Annotated in this window: 12 protein-coding genes; 7 read left to right on the top strand and 5 right to left on the bottom strand. The window is 72.0% G+C overall.

Annotated elements, in window-relative coordinates:
- Positions 1 to 16: 16 nt before the first annotated feature.
- Together ACFWVV_RS22450 and ACFWVV_RS22445 are read right to left on the bottom strand one after the other, a co-directional pair.
- Complete coding sequence (locus ACFWVV_RS22450) at positions 17 to 2,080, bottom strand: TerD family protein (protein WP_384354290.1); 2,064 nt, start codon at positions 2,078 to 2,080, stop codon at positions 17 to 19.
- Between the two features lie 212 nt (positions 2,081 to 2,292).
- A complete protein-coding gene (locus tag ACFWVV_RS22445; RefSeq protein ID WP_384354143.1) occupies positions 2,293 to 3,027 on the bottom strand; it encodes an SGNH/GDSL hydrolase family protein in 735 nt (244 codons plus the stop codon).
- A gap of 431 nt (positions 3,028 to 3,458) precedes the next feature.
- Here ACFWVV_RS22445 and ACFWVV_RS22440 point away from each other — a divergent pair, with 431 nt between their 5' ends.
- Together ACFWVV_RS22440 and ACFWVV_RS22435 are read left to right on the top strand one after the other, a co-directional pair.
- On the top strand, positions 3,459 to 4,019 hold the full coding sequence (locus ACFWVV_RS22440) for a DoxX family protein (protein WP_384354141.1): 561 nt from the start codon (positions 3,459 to 3,461) through the stop codon (positions 4,017 to 4,019).
- A gap of 140 nt (positions 4,020 to 4,159) precedes the next feature.
- Complete coding sequence (locus tag ACFWVV_RS22435; RefSeq protein ID WP_384354139.1) at positions 4,160 to 5,053, top strand: phosphatidylinositol-specific phospholipase C domain-containing protein; 894 nt, start codon at positions 4,160 to 4,162, stop codon at positions 5,051 to 5,053.
- A gap of 98 nt (positions 5,054 to 5,151) precedes the next feature.
- Here the strand turns inward: ACFWVV_RS22435 and ACFWVV_RS22430 are convergent, their stop codons facing one another.
- A complete protein-coding gene (locus tag ACFWVV_RS22430; RefSeq protein WP_384354137.1) occupies positions 5,152 to 6,225 on the bottom strand; it encodes a PAS domain-containing protein in 1,074 nt (357 codons plus the stop codon).
- A gap of 345 nt (positions 6,226 to 6,570) precedes the next feature.
- Between ACFWVV_RS22430 and ACFWVV_RS22425 the strand changes: the two genes are divergently transcribed.
- From ACFWVV_RS22425 to ACFWVV_RS22415, 3 genes are all read left to right on the top strand, one after another.
- Complete coding sequence (locus tag ACFWVV_RS22425; protein WP_384422770.1) at positions 6,571 to 7,944, top strand: acetyl-CoA carboxylase biotin carboxylase subunit family protein; 1,374 nt, start codon at positions 6,571 to 6,573, stop codon at positions 7,942 to 7,944.
- Complete coding sequence (locus tag ACFWVV_RS22420) at positions 7,941 to 9,995, top strand: PEP/pyruvate-binding domain-containing protein (protein ID WP_384359051.1); 2,055 nt, start codon at positions 7,941 to 7,943, stop codon at positions 9,993 to 9,995. The genes ACFWVV_RS22425 and ACFWVV_RS22420 overlap by 4 nt, the downstream gene beginning before the upstream one ends.
- 119 nt (positions 9,996 to 10,114) lie before the next feature.
- Entirely contained in the window at positions 10,115 to 11,305 is a 1,191-nt protein-coding gene (locus tag ACFWVV_RS22415; RefSeq protein WP_384359053.1) for an MFS transporter, read from the top strand.
- A gap of 19 nt (positions 11,306 to 11,324) precedes the next feature.
- On the opposite strand, the gene ACFWVV_RS22410 is transcribed toward ACFWVV_RS22415, so the two are convergent.
- Positions 11,325 to 11,960, bottom strand: a complete 636-nt coding sequence (locus tag ACFWVV_RS22410) for a hypothetical protein (protein WP_384359055.1) — start codon at positions 11,958 to 11,960, stop codon at positions 11,325 to 11,327.
- A 255-nt stretch (positions 11,961 to 12,215) separates the two neighbouring features.
- On the opposite strand from ACFWVV_RS22410, the gene ACFWVV_RS22405 reads away from it, so the two are divergent.
- Both ACFWVV_RS22405 and ACFWVV_RS22400 read left to right on the top strand, forming a co-directional pair.
- Positions 12,216 to 12,950: a VOC family protein gene (locus ACFWVV_RS22405; protein WP_384359057.1), complete on the top strand. Its 735-nt coding sequence runs from the start codon at positions 12,216 to 12,218 to the stop codon at positions 12,948 to 12,950.
- Between the two features lie 149 nt (positions 12,951 to 13,099).
- Positions 13,100 to 14,311 carry a nitrate/nitrite transporter gene (locus ACFWVV_RS22400; RefSeq protein ID WP_384359059.1) on the top strand — a complete coding sequence of 404 codons (1,212 nt, stop codon included), beginning with the start codon at positions 13,100 to 13,102 and terminating at the stop codon, positions 14,309 to 14,311.
- Positions 14,312 to 14,454: 143 nt separating this feature from the next.
- Here the strand turns inward: ACFWVV_RS22400 and ACFWVV_RS22395 are convergent, their stop codons facing one another.
- Complete coding sequence (locus ACFWVV_RS22395) at positions 14,455 to 15,717, bottom strand: serine hydrolase domain-containing protein (RefSeq protein ID WP_384359061.1); 1,263 nt, start codon at positions 15,715 to 15,717, stop codon at positions 14,455 to 14,457.
- Between the last annotated feature and the right edge of the window lie 385 nt (positions 15,718 to 16,102).

Raw genomic sequence — 16,102 nt, 5'->3', positions numbered from 1 at the left:
CACCTGGACCGTCCGATCAGTCGGTGGTCGCCGCCGGCTTCATGCGTCCGCCGGTGCCCCGGGTCACCTGGCTCACCACGCTCGTGTGGAAGTGCGCGACGGCGGCGTCCACGGAGCGGATGAATCCCGTCTCCGCGTTGCCGCGCGTGCTGCCCACGCTCTTGGAAAGGGACAGCCGGAATCCCACGGGGAAAGCCGCTCCCTTCGGGACGAGGTCTCCAGGCTCCCGCCGCAGCCTTTCCATCGTTCCTCGCGGGCCGGTGCCTTCGGTGCCCACGAGTGTCTGGATGTGCAGGTCGGCCGGTGCATTCTCCAACTGCTTGATCAGTCGTTTGACCCACGTCAGCGGAGATCCCTGGTCGGGCGCCGGTACGTCGACGGAGGTGCGCAGTCTCCCCAGCCGCAGGTCGGCCGCCAGCGAGATGATGCCGACCGCTCCGTCGACCCGGATCTCCGCCTGCAGCCGTCCGTCCTCACAGAACCGGTCGGCGAGTTCCACCCGGCGGGACTGGGGGTCGACTCCTCGTTTGGTGCGCTGGACCGGGATGACCTTCACGCCGAGTTCCCCACCGAGGCGCAGGCAGACCTGCCGTACCAAACGCTCCCAGCTCTCCACGACGCGGACGGTGCGGGGGTCCCCCGGGCACAGTGTCTCTTCATCGATGCCGTTGCGCACCGGTACCCAGGAGGGGCCCATGTTCTGGAATCCGTGACAGCCGGAGTTCTCGTGCTGGAGGTAGTGGAGAAGCTCCTGGAGGAGCCAGGCGTGTGCTTCGTGCCGCACGCCCTCATGGCGGATCAGCAGTTGGGCCTGGTGGGCCACTTCGGCCCAGGAGAGGTGCCACAGAGCCACCTTGTTCTTGCGGCGGCCGTCGGCCCTCACGTCGACGAGCGGGCTGCCTTCCAGCGCGACGTCGTTGGAGAGCGTCACCACTGCCTCGTAGCCCCGGCGCGCCGCGATGTCGACGTACGCCTGGATCTGGTCGCTCTTGAGCGCATTCCCGTTGGTCTTGGTCTCCACCAGTGCCGTCCACAGCTTGCCCGCGCGTTCGACGCGGATCACTCCGTCGGGGCGCTTCGGGCTGTCCCCATGAGGGAGGGAGACTTCGGTGAAGGTCTCCATGCGTCCCGCCGGGGCCCCGAAGGCCGCCGTCAGACGGCGGCCGAGTTCGGGTACTTGGGCCATGACGGAGAGGAGGACGGAGGTGGCCCGCATTTCGCGCTCCCGGTCGCTCTTGAGCGACGAGGCGGGGAAGAGGCGCGAGGGCCGCCAGGCGTCGTTCTCGGCGAGGGACGCCTTGGCGACCCTGGGGAGGGTGACCTTCTTCTTGGCCGTACGCAGGCGTCGCGGTGCAGGGGCGCCGGGGGCCGGCTCAGCGGGCGCGGCGGTGTGGGTGGCCTGTTCCCCGGCGGGCGCGGAGTTCACCGGGGCAGTCGTGTCCTGGGGTACGGCTTGCGCAGGGACGGCCGCGAGGAGGGGTGGCCGGGGCTCGCCCGGCGACGGCTCCGTGGGCGGCTGCGGGGCTGGTTCTGTCTGCTCGTCATCGTCCTCGATATCGATCCCGTAGTCAGTGGCGAGACCGGCCAGCCCGGTGTCGTATCCCTGTCCCACGGCACGGAATTTCCATTCCTCACCGCGGCGGTACACCTCGGCGAAGACGAATGCGCTCTCCGTGGTGGCGTCGTTGATGGCGAACCGGAGGATCTTCTCTCCCGCGCCGTCGGAGAGCTCGAGTCCGACGCTGTTCAACTCGCCGAAGGGTGCGCGCTGATGACGGCTGGCGGCGATGACGAGGCCGCCCACGTCGGCCGGGAGAGCCGGAAGGGAGAGCTGGATGCGGTCTTCGGTGCCGTCGTCGGTCGGGGTGAGCCCCAGGAGCTGCACGCTGCCGTCCGGTGCGGTCGGGTGGTTGTAGAAGTAGAAGTCGTCATTGGCCCGCACCTTTCCGTCCGCGCCGAGCAGAAGCACCGAAACGTCGGCGTCCCCTTCTCCGCTGGGGCTGTTCCAGCGCAGGCTCACGGCAAGGGATTCATGGTCTTCCGTCAGTGCGGACAGCGAAACGTTGGCGCCTTTGACGATGTCGTGCACGATTTCCCCCCACAGGACGAACACGCCGTCCCCCGGAGAACACGGCTCTGTTGATACGCGAAGACACGCGCGCTCCTCCCCAAGGAGCGTGCAGGGAGACTAGCCCGAGTGGCCCTCATGCGTGGGTGAAACGACTGACCTGTGCCCCTATGGGGTCGGCGGCCTGCGGTTCCCGGTGCCGTCCGTGGGGTGCGGGTCACGGGTCACGGCAGGCGCAGCCGGTGCGCCACCCGTTCGTAGAGCGCCTGGTGGCCGGTGTCGTTCGGGTGGTATCCGTCCGTGCGGTAGCCGCCGAACGCAGGGCGGCCCGCCGGGAGCCGGTTGGCGAGGTGGCTGTAGAGGTCGGCGCAGGGGATGGGGATGCCGCCGTTCTCCTCGCAGCACTCGCCGATGATCTCGTCCCAGTACTCCACCCTGGAGACCGGGTGTGCGGAGCGGTCCGTGGCCCACTGGAGGGTGCGGTCGCCCCATACGCCGAGAGCGACGACGACCGCGTCCGGGTTGGCGGCGGCCGCCGCCGCGAACAGGGCCCTGGCAGCATCGCGGGTGTCGCCAGGGGTGTAGGCGTAACCACCGTTGCGCCGGGCGAGGCAGTCGTTGGAGCCGAGGCCGATGACGACCAGGTCGCAGCCGAAGGGGACGGTGTCCACGGTCGCCAGGCACGTCACTCCCTGCTCGTCCCGCGAGGTCGCGCCGTTGACGCGGGTGACCTTCCAGGACTTCGCCAGCCTTGCCTGGAGGAGCGACGTCCACGCTCGGGCGTCGTGGGAGGCGAAGCTGCCCCGGCCGGTGATGCTGTCGCCGAGGACCGCGTATCTGAGCGGGAGTCCTGGGGGCTTGAGGCTCGGGGCGGCGGGGGCGGTCGCGGCGGCCGGGAGGAGGGTCGCGGATGCGGTGAGGGCGGTGCTGGTGAGGAGGGTGCGGCGGTCCAGGATCATCGGCCGCCCCTGACGGCGAGCGGGGCTGCGACGGTTTCGGGTTCGGTCCGGGCCCAGGGCAGGCACCCGGGCCGGACCGGCCGCGCCATCGGGGCGGGCCGCCCAGGCAGGGTGAGCCGCGCCATCGGTTCGGGCCGCGCAGGCAGCGTGGGCCGCGCCATCGGTTCGGGCCGCGCCATCGGTGCGAGTCGGGCGTGCGGCCGGGAGCGGGAGAGCGACCGCGTGAGCGGAGAACCTGGCAAGGCTGTGCCCCTTCGGGACAGGAAGCGGAATCGGCTCCTCACACCTCCCAGGATCTCCGGCCGGCTAATCGCACACTCCTGCATATGGGGGTCGGGGCCCGTCTGGCGTAGTACAGCGGCACCCGGGCGCCGCGCGCCGCAGAGAGTGGACATGTTGTCCCGCACCTCACCCGACTCCTGGGAGACACCATGCCCCTCTGCCTGCACCGCCACCGTGACCTCGCTCCCAGCCGCCGCCGTGACCTGGGCCTGCTCGCGCTGCGCCTGGGCACCGGGGCCGCGCTGGCCGCGCACGGTTCGCAGAAGCTCTTCGGCTGGTTCGGCGGTGGCGGTCTCGAGGGAACGGGTGCCGCGATGGAGTCCATGGGGTTCACCCCTGGCCGCCACAGCGCGCTCGCCGCCGGGCTCGGCGAGGCGGGCGGTGGCGCGCTGCTCGCGCTGGGCCTGGCCACACCGGCGGCCGGCGCGGCCGCCGCGGGGGCCATGGCGGGTGCGGTCTCCGTGCATGCTCCGGCGGGGTTCTTCGCCCAGTCGGGCGGATACGAGTACCCCGCCTTCCTCGGCTTCACGGCTGCCGCGCTCGGCCTCGCGGGGCCGGGGCGCTACTCGCTCGACCACGCCACCGGGCACCGTTTCGACCAGCCGTGGATGGTGGCCGCCGCCTTCATCGCCAGCGCGGCCGCCGCGACCGTGGTGGTCGGCAGACGGCAGCGGAACCGCGCCGAGGACAGCGGGGACGACGCGCACTGAGGCCGGCCCGGCTTCTCCCCCGCACAACGGGCTCCGGGCGCCTGGTGCGGGCATTCTCACCCTGCCTCTGGTGGGCGCACCCTCCCCTGTGCTTCGATGCGCGCGGGTGACCGGAGCTACGCCAGGGGGCAGAGTTGCGCATGGACCGAAGAGGGTTCCTCAAGGGTGCGGCGGCGCTCTCCACCGCCGGGCTGCTGGCAGGGGCGGGTGCGGTACCGGCGAGTGCGGGTGTACGGACTCGCCGGACGCGGGCTCCGGGAGTCGCGGACTGGATGGCCGGTATCGACCCGGCGCGGCCGCTGCGCACGCTGACCGTGCCCGGCACGCACGACTCCGGTGCCCGCTTCGGCGGCTGGTGGGTCGAGTGCCAGAACACCACGCTCGCCCGGCAACTCGCCTCCGGCATCCGGTTCCTGGACATACGGTGCCGGGCCTTCGAAGGGTCGTTCGCGATCCATCACGGCGCGTTCTACCAGCGTCTCAACTTCGACGACGTGCTCGCGGCGTGCCGGGACTTCCTGGCGGCGCACCCGACGGAGACGGTGCTGATGCGGGTGAAGCAGGAGTATTCGGCCGTCTCCGACGCGGAGTTCGGCGCACTGTTCGACGACTACCTCGACCGCAGGGGGTGGCGTTCGCTGTTCCTGGTCGCCGATGCGCTGCCCTCTCTCGGGCAGGCGCGCGGCAGGGTCGTACTGCTGGCGGACAACGGCGGGCTGCCGGGCGGGGTGCGCTGGGGCGACTCGTCGGTCTTCGACATCCAGGACGACTACCAGGCGGAGCCGATCGCCAAGTACCCCAAGATCGAGGCGCAGTTCCGGAAAGCCGCCACCCAGCCGGGCAAGCAGTACATCAACTTCGTGAGCACGGCGGCCGGTCTGCCGCCCCGGTGGAACTCCGACCGTCTCCTCCCCAAGGTGCACACACTGCTGCAGAGCGCCGGGGCGGAAGGCTGGAGAGGGCTGGGCATCGTGCCGCTGGACTTCCCGAACACGCGGGCCGGACTCGTCGAGTCGCTCATCCGGCACAACTGAACCTGCGACATCCGGCACAACTGAGCCTGCGACGTCCGGCTCAACTGAGCCTGCGACGGCGGGATGGCCCCCGGCGCAGGCCCGGCCGTGCGCGTGCGTCAGACGGCGCTGAGCGGATGGGCCGCCGTCGCCGAGCGCGGGGGCCAGGTGCCGGGGGCGAGGATGCCCAGGACGTAGGCGCGGGCGACGAGGGCGGGGCGGGTCGCGGCGTCCAGCAGCTCCCGCAGGCGGCTGAGGTGGTAGTCGACCGTCTGCCGGGACAGGTTCAGCGAAGCGGCGATGGAGCCGTTGCTGCTGCCCTCCGCCAGGAGGGAGAGGATGCGGATCTGCGCGGCGGTCAGTGAGGGGCGGGGCTCGTGGGCGAGGCTCTGCTGGGTGACCACCGCCCAGACGTGCCGGGCCCGTGCCGAGGAGTGGCCGACGGCCGTCAGGTGGAGTTGTGCGCGGCGCTGCCGCCCCCGGGTGTCGACGAGCAGCGCGGTCGTCTCCACGCGTCTGGTGCGGCGGGCTATCAGACCGTCCCACCTGCTGTGCAGCCGGTCGAGGCCGGCCTCGGGGGCGAGCAGGGTGTGGGCCCGCCGGCCGACCAGGTCGGGCAGGCCGAGGTGGAACAGTTCGGCGGCTGCCGCGCTCGCCTCGACAACCCGTCCGTTCGCCGACAGCAGGGCACAGGGCAGTCCGCTGTGGTCGCGCAGAGCCCGCAGGCTCTCCTCGGCCTCCTGCCGCCGGGTGGTGGCGCGGAGGTGCTCGGTGATGTCCACGTAGATTCCGGCGACGCAGGTGCGGGCGTTCTCCCGGACCGGGAAGCGGTGGCCCAGCGCCTGACCTTCGCTGCCGTCGGGACGCCGGTAGTCCAGGGTGTGGCGCACCGGTGTGCCGCGGGTGAGGATCTCCTGGTCCAGGGCGCGGAAGCGGACGGCCTCCGCGGGACTGTCGAAGTCCTCGATGTACTTGCCGACAAGTGCGGAGGGCACGGTTCCGTAGAGGTGCGCGTAGGCGTGGTTGGCCCACAGGTAGCGGCCGTCGCAGTCCCTGATGAAGGCGGCGGCCGGGGCGAGGTCGGCCAGGCCGGCGAAGGCGGCGTAGCGGCGCGGCCCCTCGGGGTGTGCCTCGGCCTCCCGTCGGAACACGGGAAGCCGCTCGCGCAGTGCCTTGCGGCGGGAATCGTCCACAGTGGTGTCTCCGTCCGTATACGACTGGCTGACGCACAGTCACCTCGCGATGGGTATCCCGTCGCGGTGCCCCGCATGCGAGGTTCTCGGCCGAAGTGGAGGGGCAGGTGGCCGGTCCGGGCCGTCCCCCACGGCGGCGAAGCGTCCGGTCCGGGTGTCCCCGCGCGGCCAGGTACTCAGGCATTTGCCTGAATCGGAGGCGGCCACAGCGGCGTGCGGCACCTCCGCCGCCTGATCCCCTTGAGCGTGCGAGGGGGGCGCAGCCCCCCGCCCCGTACACCGGCACGCAGCGTGCGAACCACACGGCATGCGGAAGACGAACCCGACGAATGGAGACGAACTTCAGTGAGCAAGGTGCTGTTAGTACATGCCAAGGGCGGTCCGCCGCTCGGCCATGTCCTGTCCCGGGCGGCCGCGAGGGCCGAGGTGCACCTGCTGGCGCTCAGCGCCCTTCCCCCTTCCGTGGCGGGCCCCGCGGGGAGACTGTGCGCCTCGGTCGTGACAGCCTCCGACGCACGGCGCCGCGATCTGGTCGCCCTGATCGTTTCGCGGGCCGAGGCCGTGGGCGCGGACGCGGTGCTCACCTTCTCCGAATACGCGGTCGTCGCCGTCGCGGAGGCGTGCGAGACGCTCGGCCTCGCGGGAGCGGGAAGCGCCGCCGCGCTCGCCCGGGACAAGCGGCTGATGCGGCGCACCTGGCGCGAACACGGCCTGCCGCAGCCGGAGTTCCGTCCGGTCGCCACGGAGGACGACCTGCGGGAGGCGGTGGCCGTGCTGCCCTTCCCGCTGCTCCTCAAGGCGGCCTGGAGCGCGGGTTCCACCGCGCACCAGATCATCCGCTCCCCGCACGAGGCCCCGGCGGCGTGGCGGCGCTCGCGCGAAGTGATGGCCGAGTCGGCCCTGTTGGGCTACTCGGAGCTGCATGTGGCTGAGGCGGACGCGGACTTCGTGGTCGAGGAGATCGTGACCGGCACCGCTTCGGACTGGTTCGACGAGTCCGGCTGGGGCGACTACGTCAGCGTCGAGGGCGTCGTGGCGGACGGCACCTTCCACCCGGTCTGCCTCAGCGGCCGGATGCCGACGGTCGAGCCGTTCACCGAGCGCGCGGGCATCACGCCCGCCCTGCTGCCCGCCGCGGCGCAGGACCGGATCGTGGCACTCGCCCGCAGGTCCGTCGACGCCCTCGGACTGCGCGACTGCGGCACCCACACCGAGATCAAGCTCGGCGCGGACGGCCGGATGTGGCTGATCGAGACGGCCGCCCGGTTCGGCGGGGCGATGACGGTGCCGCAGATCGAGGAGGTCTTCGGACTCGACCTCGTCGGCATGCTGGTCGACCATCTCCTCGGCCGCCCGGTCGAGTGGCCGGAGCAGGCCCTGACTCCGGCGCAGGCGCACGGCGCGGCCGGCTCGCTCGTCGTCCTGGCGGTCGACAGCCGGGGCGAGCCCTGGCAGGACCGCAGGGTCTGGGACTTCCCCGCGGTCGCGGCGGACGTCCCGCTGGGCCCGGGCAGTGAACTGTCGGTGGTCGCCGAGAGTTCCCTGCCGGACGGCAGCCCGGTGCCGGTCTACGACCCGGCGGCGGGCGCCAACACCATGGCGGCCCTGTGTCTGCTCTCGGCCACCGGCCCGCTCACCGTGCTCCGCGATTTCGAAACCCTGGTGGACGCCCTGCCGAAGGTCCTGCCCGCCGTACAGCCCGAGGAGGTTTCCCGATGACCGCACCCCTGACCACCGGCGCCGCCGGGCCGGCGACGGACCGCACGGTCGTCGGCGAGAACCTCTCGCTGCCGCTGTTCCGTACGCTCTCGGGGGTCCTGGCCGGTCACCCGTACCTCAAGGTCGTCGTCGACCGCGCCGAGCACACCTGGCACCTGCTCGACACCGCCGCGCACCCCTTCCACGCGGACTACATCGCCACCCGCGTCCTGGGCATGGACCTCGCCGCCCTGGACGCCGGACTCGACGCGTTCAACGCCTCCGTCTACATGGACCCCGGGCGACGCTTCCTGCTAGGGGTGCTGTCCCTGCACACCGAGCAGGAGGCGGACGGCCGCGAGCGCACCTTCCTCGTCCTGGAGACGACCGAGGCCGACACCATGAACGGCGAACTGCTGCTTTTCTTCTACGAGTTCGTACGCGAGCGGGTCGACGGCAAGTTCCCCGTCCTGCTCAAGCCCGCCAATCACGGGCAGGAGGAGGAGCTGGCCGCGATCAGCGAGCTGCGCGTGCCCCGCATCCTGAGCCACGAACTCTTCGGCTCCAGGACGCGCACCCCGCTGAATCCGGGCGAGGCCACCGGGCGACTGCGGTTCTTCCGCACGCACGAGGAGTACGCGGCCGCCGCGGCCGGTCTCGGCTGGGCGGACATCGTGGCGATGGCGTGCCTGCCGGACGACGTGCCCCGGGTGGCCGGATTCCTCAACACCGCGCCGATCACGCCGCTTTCGCACACCAACGTCCTCGCTTCCGGCTGGGGCATACCCAATGCGATCGTGCGCGACCTGGAGCAGCTCGTCGACCAGGACCGCCTCGACGGCGAGTGGGTCCGTTACCGGGTGGGCGAGCAGGAGATATCCCTGGAGCGGCTGGAGGACGCACCAGACCTGCGGGCCCCGGCCTGGCACCAGCAGCGCATCCGGCTGGAACCGCCGCTGCTCGAAGACACGCCCGTCCTGGCCCTGCACCGGCTGCGCCGCACCGACCGGGACCGTTACGGCACCAAGGCCGCCAACCTCGGCGAGCTGCACCACGTGCTCGACAGCCGTACGGCGGACCTGACCGCCTTCTACGGGCGGCCCCGCCCGCCGCGCCCGGATCTCTACGGGCACCTCGCGGCCCGGCTCGGCCTAAGCGCGCCCGACCCCTCCGCGCTGCGCTCCGGGGCAGCCGACTTCGTGGCGGCCACGGTGGGTGCCCCGCAGGGCATCGCGCTCCCCTTCGCGCTCCAGCAGCACTTCCTGGCCTCCTCCCCCGCCATCCAGCAAGGCATCGGCAAACTCAAGCTGGCCCTCGAACTGGATGCCACCGACGTCCTCGACTCGCTGTGCCTGCACCTCCAGCACCTCATCCGGCACACTCCCGTCCCCGAGTCCGTCACCCGGCAGATCAACCAGGCCTTCCCCGCCGCAGCAGGCGCGTGCGCGCGGCTGGTCGTGCGCTCCTCCTCGAACGCCGAGGACCTTCCCGGCTTCTCGGCCGCGGGGGTCTACGACTCGGTCACCACCGTGCGCGGAACCGCCGAACTCCTGGACGCGGTACGGCAGGTGTGGGCGTCGCTGGTCTCGCCGCGCAGCGTGCGGCTGCGTCATCAGGTCGGCATCTCGCTGGACGACACCTACATGGGTGTGATCGTCCAGGAGTACGTACCGGCCTCGCTCGGCGGTGTCCTGGTCACCTGTGATCCGACCCGGCGCGAGGACTTCCGCAACGTCTACCTCAACTGCTCCCCCGGCTCCCCCGAGCAGGTGGTCGACGGCTCCGTCCTGCCGCAGCAGTACCTGTACAACACCGTGGAGGGCGGCGGCCGCACGGTCGCCCTGGGTTCCTGGGGCGAGGCCCTGTCCGCGGCCACCCGCGCGCGGCTCGCCGACCTGTCGCTGACGGGGCGGCTCCTGCAGTCCCACTTCAGCGGTTCGGACCCCGGCGGGGCCGGCCCCGGGGCGGTGGACGCGGCCGGGCCGGACGTGGACCGGCCGCTGGACATCGAGTGGCTGATGACCGACGCGGGCGACTTCCGGCTGGTCCAGATCCGCCCGTACGCGCTGTGAGGCGGCTCGCCGGGCGGGTTCGACCCGCGGAGGGTGCGCGCACGCGCCCGACGGCCACCGCCCGTCGGATCATCCGCCTCAACTACGGCTTCCAGCTGCTGTTCAACCTGCTGTGATGGATGCCGGTGTTCTACGCCTACCAGAAGGCGGCCGGACTCTCCGACGGACAGATCTTCGGCATCCAGAGCATCTACTACGTGGCGTTCTGCCTGTTCGAGATCCCGACCGGGCTGATCGCCGACCGGATCGGCACCCGCAACTGTCTGCGTGCCGGTGCGGTGGTCATGACCGCGGCGAACCTGGCTCCCGTGGTCAGCGCCTCGTACACCGGCTTCCTGGTGCACTTCCTCGCCATCGCGGTCGGCCGCTCACTGACCTCGGGAGCGGCGAGCGCCTACTTGTACGACGGGCTGCGGCGGGAGAAGTGCGATGCGCACTATCTTCGGGCGGAGGGCACCGCGCGGGCGCTGGGGCTTGCGGCGAAGGTCGTGTGCTGGCCGCTGGTCGGGCCGCTGATGACCGTGGCGCACGCGGCCCCGTACGTGCTCAGCGCCGCGAGTGCTGCGGGCTCGCTCGTCTGCGCCGTCGCACTGCCCCGGCTCGCGGGGGAGGAAGCCGGTGCGGGGAAGGCGGCGGACCGGGCTGCGGGAGGGCGCAGGGGCGGCGCGTTCCTGCGGGACGCCGGGGCGGCGCTGCGCTGCGTCGCGTCCTCGCGGTGGCTGGCCCTGGTGATGGTGCAGGGGGTGGCCGTGTTCACGCTCTCCCGCATCTGCCAGGTCAACCTGTTCCAGCCGATCCTGCTGGACCACGGCATCGCGGAGGCCTCGCACGGCGGGGTGATGGCCGCGATGACGGTCGCGGAGGCGGTCGCGTCGGCCCGCCCGCACTGGCTGAGCGGGCGGCTGACACCGGTCGCCTGGGTGTCGGTCCTCAGCCTCGCGCTGGCGGGCACGCTGGCTGCGATGACGTTCGGCGGGCCGTGGGCCGTCGTGGCGCTGCTCTGTCTGTTCGCCGCGGCGGCGGGCTTCGCGTATCCCGTGCAGCGGAAGCTGGTGAACGACGCCGTGCCGCCGGACGCCCCGCGCGCCACGCTGCTGTCGGTGGAGAGCATCGTGGACCGCGCGGTGTGCGCACTGGCCGCGATCGCCGTCGGCGCGTACCTCTCCGCGGGGCGGCTGGACGACCTGCTGTGGCACAGCGCGCTGGCGACGGCGGTGCTGCTCGGCGTCTTCCAGCTGCTGCTGCGCAGCGGGGCGGTCAAGCGGGTCCGGGCGGACGCGCGTGCGGCGTCCGCCCCCGCGGAGAGCTGACCCGGCGCCCCGCGGTGGGTCAGCGGGGGCGGTGGCCGAGCAGTTCCACCAGCCGTACGGGAAGGAACGCGGGCAGATGGGGACGGCCGACCTGGTACGGGACGAAGCCCAGCGCGGCGGCGGCCCTGACCTCTTCGGCCGTCTCGGCCTGGTGGACGAGGCGGCAGCGGCTCCCGGCCGCCTTCGCGCGCTGCCAGAGGGCGGGAGCCGGTTTGCGTTCGGCCTCGGTGCGGGGCGTGAGGATGCGGTCGCCGAAGTCCGCCCACGCGAAGGGCACGGGACCGCGCCACGTGGCGTCGACCTCCTGCTTCAGCCTGGCGGCACGCGCCGCGTCGGTCGTGCCCCAGGAGGGCGGCACGTTGGTGATCAGGCCGACCTGGATGTGACGTTCGCGCAGGGCTCGCAGGTAGGCGGCCGCACCCGGCCGGTAGCCGATGCCGCCGTCCTCGGCGGTGTGCACGAGGGTTTCCCCCAGGTCGAAGTACACGACGGGGCAGGTGCGTGGGGCTGTGGTTCCCGCGCTGCCGGGGGCGGCCGCGCCCGCCGTCGTGCAGAGCACGGTCGACGCGAGGGCTGTGCCCAGCGCGACGGCCGTGCGGGCCCAGCCTCTGGAGGTCGTTCTGTTCATGGCGTCCTTGCCCCTCTCCTCGCGCATCGCGCGGATGCTCGGTTGTCCGGTTCATGACAGGTTGCGTCTCCGGGGCTCCGCGTCGGCGGCCGGTTGCCCGGAGGGTCCCTGGGACATCACTGGTCTACCGCGCTCTACCCCCGCAAGCCGCGTATCAGTCGGGCCGGGCGGCAACTCCCGGTGGAAATGCGGCTGCGGACGTCGAGCCGCCCCTATTAGGCTGCGCTCGCGTGGGGCGCGCGGCGTCACCGCGTCCGCCGTCGGATCGGAGCTGCACACGGTATGGCCAGTCACTTGTCCGCGATCTGTTTCCGCGCGTCCCGGCCCGCCGGTCTGGCGCGGTTCTGGTCCGGGATGCTGGGCTGGGAGCCGGCCGACGGCCCTGAGGGCGATGTGCTGGTCCTGCCCCCCGAGCCGGCCGGTTTCCACCTCCGCTTCGTCCCGGGGGCCGAACCGAAGACCGGGCAGAACCGGGCCCACTTCGACCTGACGAGCACGACCCCCGAGGATCAGCGGAGGACGGTGGCCAGGGCGCTGGCCTTCGGCGGCAGGCACATCGACGTGGGCCAGCTCCCGGAAGAGGGACATGCGGTGCTCGCCGATCCTGACGGCAACGAGTTCTGCGTCATCGAGGCCGGCAACAACTTCCTCGCGGACACCGGCTTCATCGGGGCCCTGGCCTGCGACGGTACGCAGGAGGTCGGGTACTTCTGGAGCGAGGCCCTGGGCTGGCCGCTGGTGTGGGACCAGGACCAGGAGACCGCGATCCAGTCGCCGCGGGGCGGTACGAAGCTCACCTGGGGCGGCCCCCCGGTGGCGCCGAAGACGGGTGCGAACAGGCTGTTCTTCGAGCTGACGTGTCCCGCCGGTGGTGACGAAGGCGCGGAGATCGACCGTCTGCTCTCGCTCGGTGCCACGCGCGCCCCCGCCGACGGGCGCGAAGGCGGGGGCGACGGCAACGAAGTGCGGCTGCTCGACCCCGACGGCAACGAGTTCTCGGTACGCAGGCACGGCTAGCACCTGAACGGGAGCCGGACCCGACGGGGCAGGAGAGCCGTCCACTGGGCGTCCCGGAGGTCTCCGCCCGCCCACTGTCCCGGGCATCGGTACTGCGTACGGCCCAGTCCCCCGCGCCCCGGCGCCGTGCGGTGTCTTGACTGGGCGGTATGAACACCGAGGCCGCCCGGACCCCCGAGGCCACCGACCGCAAGCCGTCGGCCGCCGCGTACCGCAATCTCCTCGTGGCGACGATCGGCTTCACGCTCACGTTCTGGGCCTGGGACCTGATCGCGCCGCTGGCCGTCGGTTACAAGGAGCGGCTGGGGCTCAGTTCGTTCCAGCAGTCGCTGCTCGTCGCGGTTCCGGTGCTGGTGGGGTCGGTGGGACGGATTCCCGCGGGCGCGCTCACCGACCGTTACGGGGCGAAGCTGATGTTCCCGCTCGTCTCCGCCCTGACCATCGTCCCGGTGCTGCTGCTGATTCCCGCCAGGGACAGTTACGGTCTGCTCCTGGTCGTCGGTTTCCTCCTCGGCCTGGGCGGCACGACGTTCGCGATCGGTGTCCCGCTGGTCAATTCCTGGTTCCCGCCCTCCCGGCGGGGCTTCGCGCTCGGGGTGTTCGGCATGGGCACCGGCGGCGTCGCCCTGTCCGGGTACTTCACTCCACGCATCGCCGCGCACGGCGAGAACCTCCCCTTCGTAGTGGTCGCGGTCGCGCTCGCCGTCTTCGCGGTACTGGCGGCCGTCCTGCTCACCGACCGGCCCGACCGGCAGGTTCCCGTCGCCCCGCTCACCTCCCGGCTGCGGCAGGCCGGCCGGCTGCGGGTGACCTGGGAACTGTCCGCCCTCTACGCCATCGGGTTCGGCGGGGTCGTCGCGTTCGGTGTCTATCTGCCGACGTACCTCAAGACCTGGTACGCGCTCTCGCCGACCGACGCCGGGACGAAAGCCGCCGGATTCGCCCTGGTCACCGTCCTGTTCCGGCCCCTCGGCGGGCGGCTGTCGGACCGTGTCCACCCGGCTGTCGTCACCGCCTTCGCCCTCGCCTGCGTGGCCCTGTTCGCCGTCGTCCAGGCCTTCGACCCCGCCCTCGGCCCGCTGGGGACCGTCGCCCTGCTCGCCATGGCCGCCGGACTCGGTACCGCGGGCGGCAGCGTCTTCGCCCTCGTCTCGCAGGTCACCCCGCAGTCCCAGGTCGGCAGCGTCACCGGCATCGTCGGCGCGGTGGGGGGCCTCGGCGGATTCGTACCGCCGCTGCTCATGGGGGCCATCTACAGCGCCAAGGACTCGTACTCGATCGGTTTCATGCTGCTGTCCGACCTCGCGCTGGCGGGATGCGTGTACGCGTACGTCCGCATGCGTTCCCTGCGCGCGGAGTGACCGCAACGAGCCCCCTGCCCGGCCCGCGGCTCCCGGCGCGGGCGTTTCCCGGTCGGCGTTCCCTCCTTCCCCTGTCCCGTATACGGGACAGGGGAAGAGGGCCGCTTCAGGCCGCTGCGGGCCGCCTCAAGCCGTGTCCGGCCTCAGCGGCGCTCGGGCAGGTCTGCCTCCGCCGGCAGGGTGGGCAGCATGCGCGGCGCCCTGGTCGTCGACGCGGCCGGAGCGGGCTTCTTCCCGCAGAAGGCCGCTTCCAGCGTCCCGCCGAGCGCCGTGTTCGCAGCACCCCGGTTCGAGGTGTTCGCCATGGCGGAGAGGGCGCGCCGGCCGTCACGGGTGGCGAAGGCGTACGTGTAATAACCCTGCACGGTGCCGGTGTGCCCGAAGACCTGGGTGCCGCAGGACAGGTCGTAGCGGCGCAGCCCGAGCCCGTAGAAACGGGTCTGGGTGGTGTCCGTCGGGGTGACCGTCGTCATGGCGTCCAGCATCCGCGGCGAGAGCAGGCGGCCCCGCATCAGCGCGGTCGTGAAGGTGTTCAGGTCGGCCGGGTCGGAGATGACCGCGCCTGCCGCCTGGGCCCAGGAGACGGTCTGCTCGGTGGAGTCGACGAGCGGCGCCCCCTCCTCGTCGGGGTGGAGGTAGCCGCGTACGTGCGTGCCGGCGATCCCGGTCTCCGGGTGGACGTAGGAGGTGTGCCGCAGCTTGAGCGGCTTGATGATGCGTCGCTCGATCTGCTTGGCGACCGGGGTCCGCGTGGCGTTCTCGATGAGCATGCCGACGACGACGAAGTTGGCGTTGGAGTACTTGTAGGCGGCACCGGGCTCGGTGGTGCGGGGTTCGGCCAGCGAGAGGGCGACCAGTTCCTGGTTCGTGAAGACACGGTTGCGCACGGCTTCGAAGCCGGGCACGGTCTTCTCGAACATGGCGTTGGTGTAGTCCGCAAGACCGCTGCGGTGGGTGAGCAGGTGGCGGACCGTGATGCGGTCGTCGGGCAGCAGCCCCGGCAGGTAGCGGTTGACCGGTGCGTCGAGCTCCAGCCTTCCCTCGTCGACCAGTTGGAGCAGGACGACGCTGGAGAAGGTCTTGCTGACGCTGCCGATGCGGAAGCGGGCCCGGGTGTCCATGACTTCGCCGGAGACGCGGTCGCGGACGCCCGCGGTGCGCGTGCGGACGCCGTCGGGGCCGGTGAAGCGCGCCATGGCGCCAGGAGCGCCGTTGGCCATGGCGGCGTTGAGGGCAGCGGTGACGCCGTCCATGTCGGGGGCGGGGGTGGCGGGGGCCGTGGGAGCTGCGGGCGCCGTGGGGGCCGCCGGTGCAGCGGAGGCCGCGGTGGCGGGGGCGAGGCCGTCGGCCAGGGCGGCGATCAGAGTGGTGCTCAGGGCCAGACGTCTGCGCGTCGACAGGGGCACGTGACTTCCTCGTTCTCGGCTCATCGGAGAGACGGCACGCCCGTGGGGTGTGCCGGGGGGCCGGAAGGAGCACTCGCTGGGCGCGTCCCTGATCCCCATGGAGCATGAGTGCCAACGCGTCACATCGGTTCCCTGTTACGGGATGACGGGGGCCAGTGCCTGGCGGGGAGGCCGTCCGGGCACAAAAAAACGCCCCGTGCGAGGGGCGGTGGGTGAACAGGGGGACTACCGGTGGGTGTGGGAGCTGACCGCGGGGCGGACGCCCTGCGGCCAGCGGGGGGGGGCGGGGGTCCCCGGGGTGGGGCGGCCCCGGTCCCCCCCCCACGGCACCACCCTTGAGCTGAGTATTATAAAAGCAGGGACACCGGGCGGTAACCGCCATGTG

The sequence above is a fragment of the Streptomyces sp. NPDC058663 genome (assembly GCF_042716745.1).
Classification (GTDB): Bacteria; Actinomycetota; Actinomycetes; order Streptomycetales; family Streptomycetaceae; genus Streptomyces.
This window is presented reverse-complemented; position numbering and strand designations above follow the sequence as displayed.

Excerpts from the sequence above, each read along its gene's own strand:
- ACFWVV_RS22445 (WP_384354143.1), bottom strand. The coding sequence starts at position 3,027 with ATGATCCTGGACCGCCGCACCCTCCTCACCAGCACCGCCCTCACCGCA.
- ACFWVV_RS22440 (WP_384354141.1), top strand. The coding sequence starts at position 3,459 with ATGCCCCTCTGCCTGCACCGCCACCGTGACCTCGCTCCCAGCCGCCGC.
- ACFWVV_RS22435 (WP_384354139.1), top strand. The coding sequence starts at position 4,160 with ATGGACCGAAGAGGGTTCCTCAAGGGTGCGGCGGCGCTCTCCACCGCC.
- ACFWVV_RS22420 (WP_384359051.1), top strand. The coding sequence starts at position 7,941 with ATGACCGCACCCCTGACCACCGGCGCCGCCGGGCCGGCGACGGACCGC.
- ACFWVV_RS22415 (WP_384359053.1), top strand. The coding sequence starts at position 10,115 with ATGCCGGTGTTCTACGCCTACCAGAAGGCGGCCGGACTCTCCGACGGA.
- ACFWVV_RS22410 (WP_384359055.1), bottom strand. The coding sequence starts at position 11,960 with ATGCGCGAGGAGAGGGGCAAGGACGCCATGAACAGAACGACCTCCAGA.
- ACFWVV_RS22405 (WP_384359057.1), top strand. The coding sequence starts at position 12,216 with ATGGCCAGTCACTTGTCCGCGATCTGTTTCCGCGCGTCCCGGCCCGCC.
- ACFWVV_RS22400 (WP_384359059.1), top strand. The coding sequence starts at position 13,100 with ATGAACACCGAGGCCGCCCGGACCCCCGAGGCCACCGACCGCAAGCCG.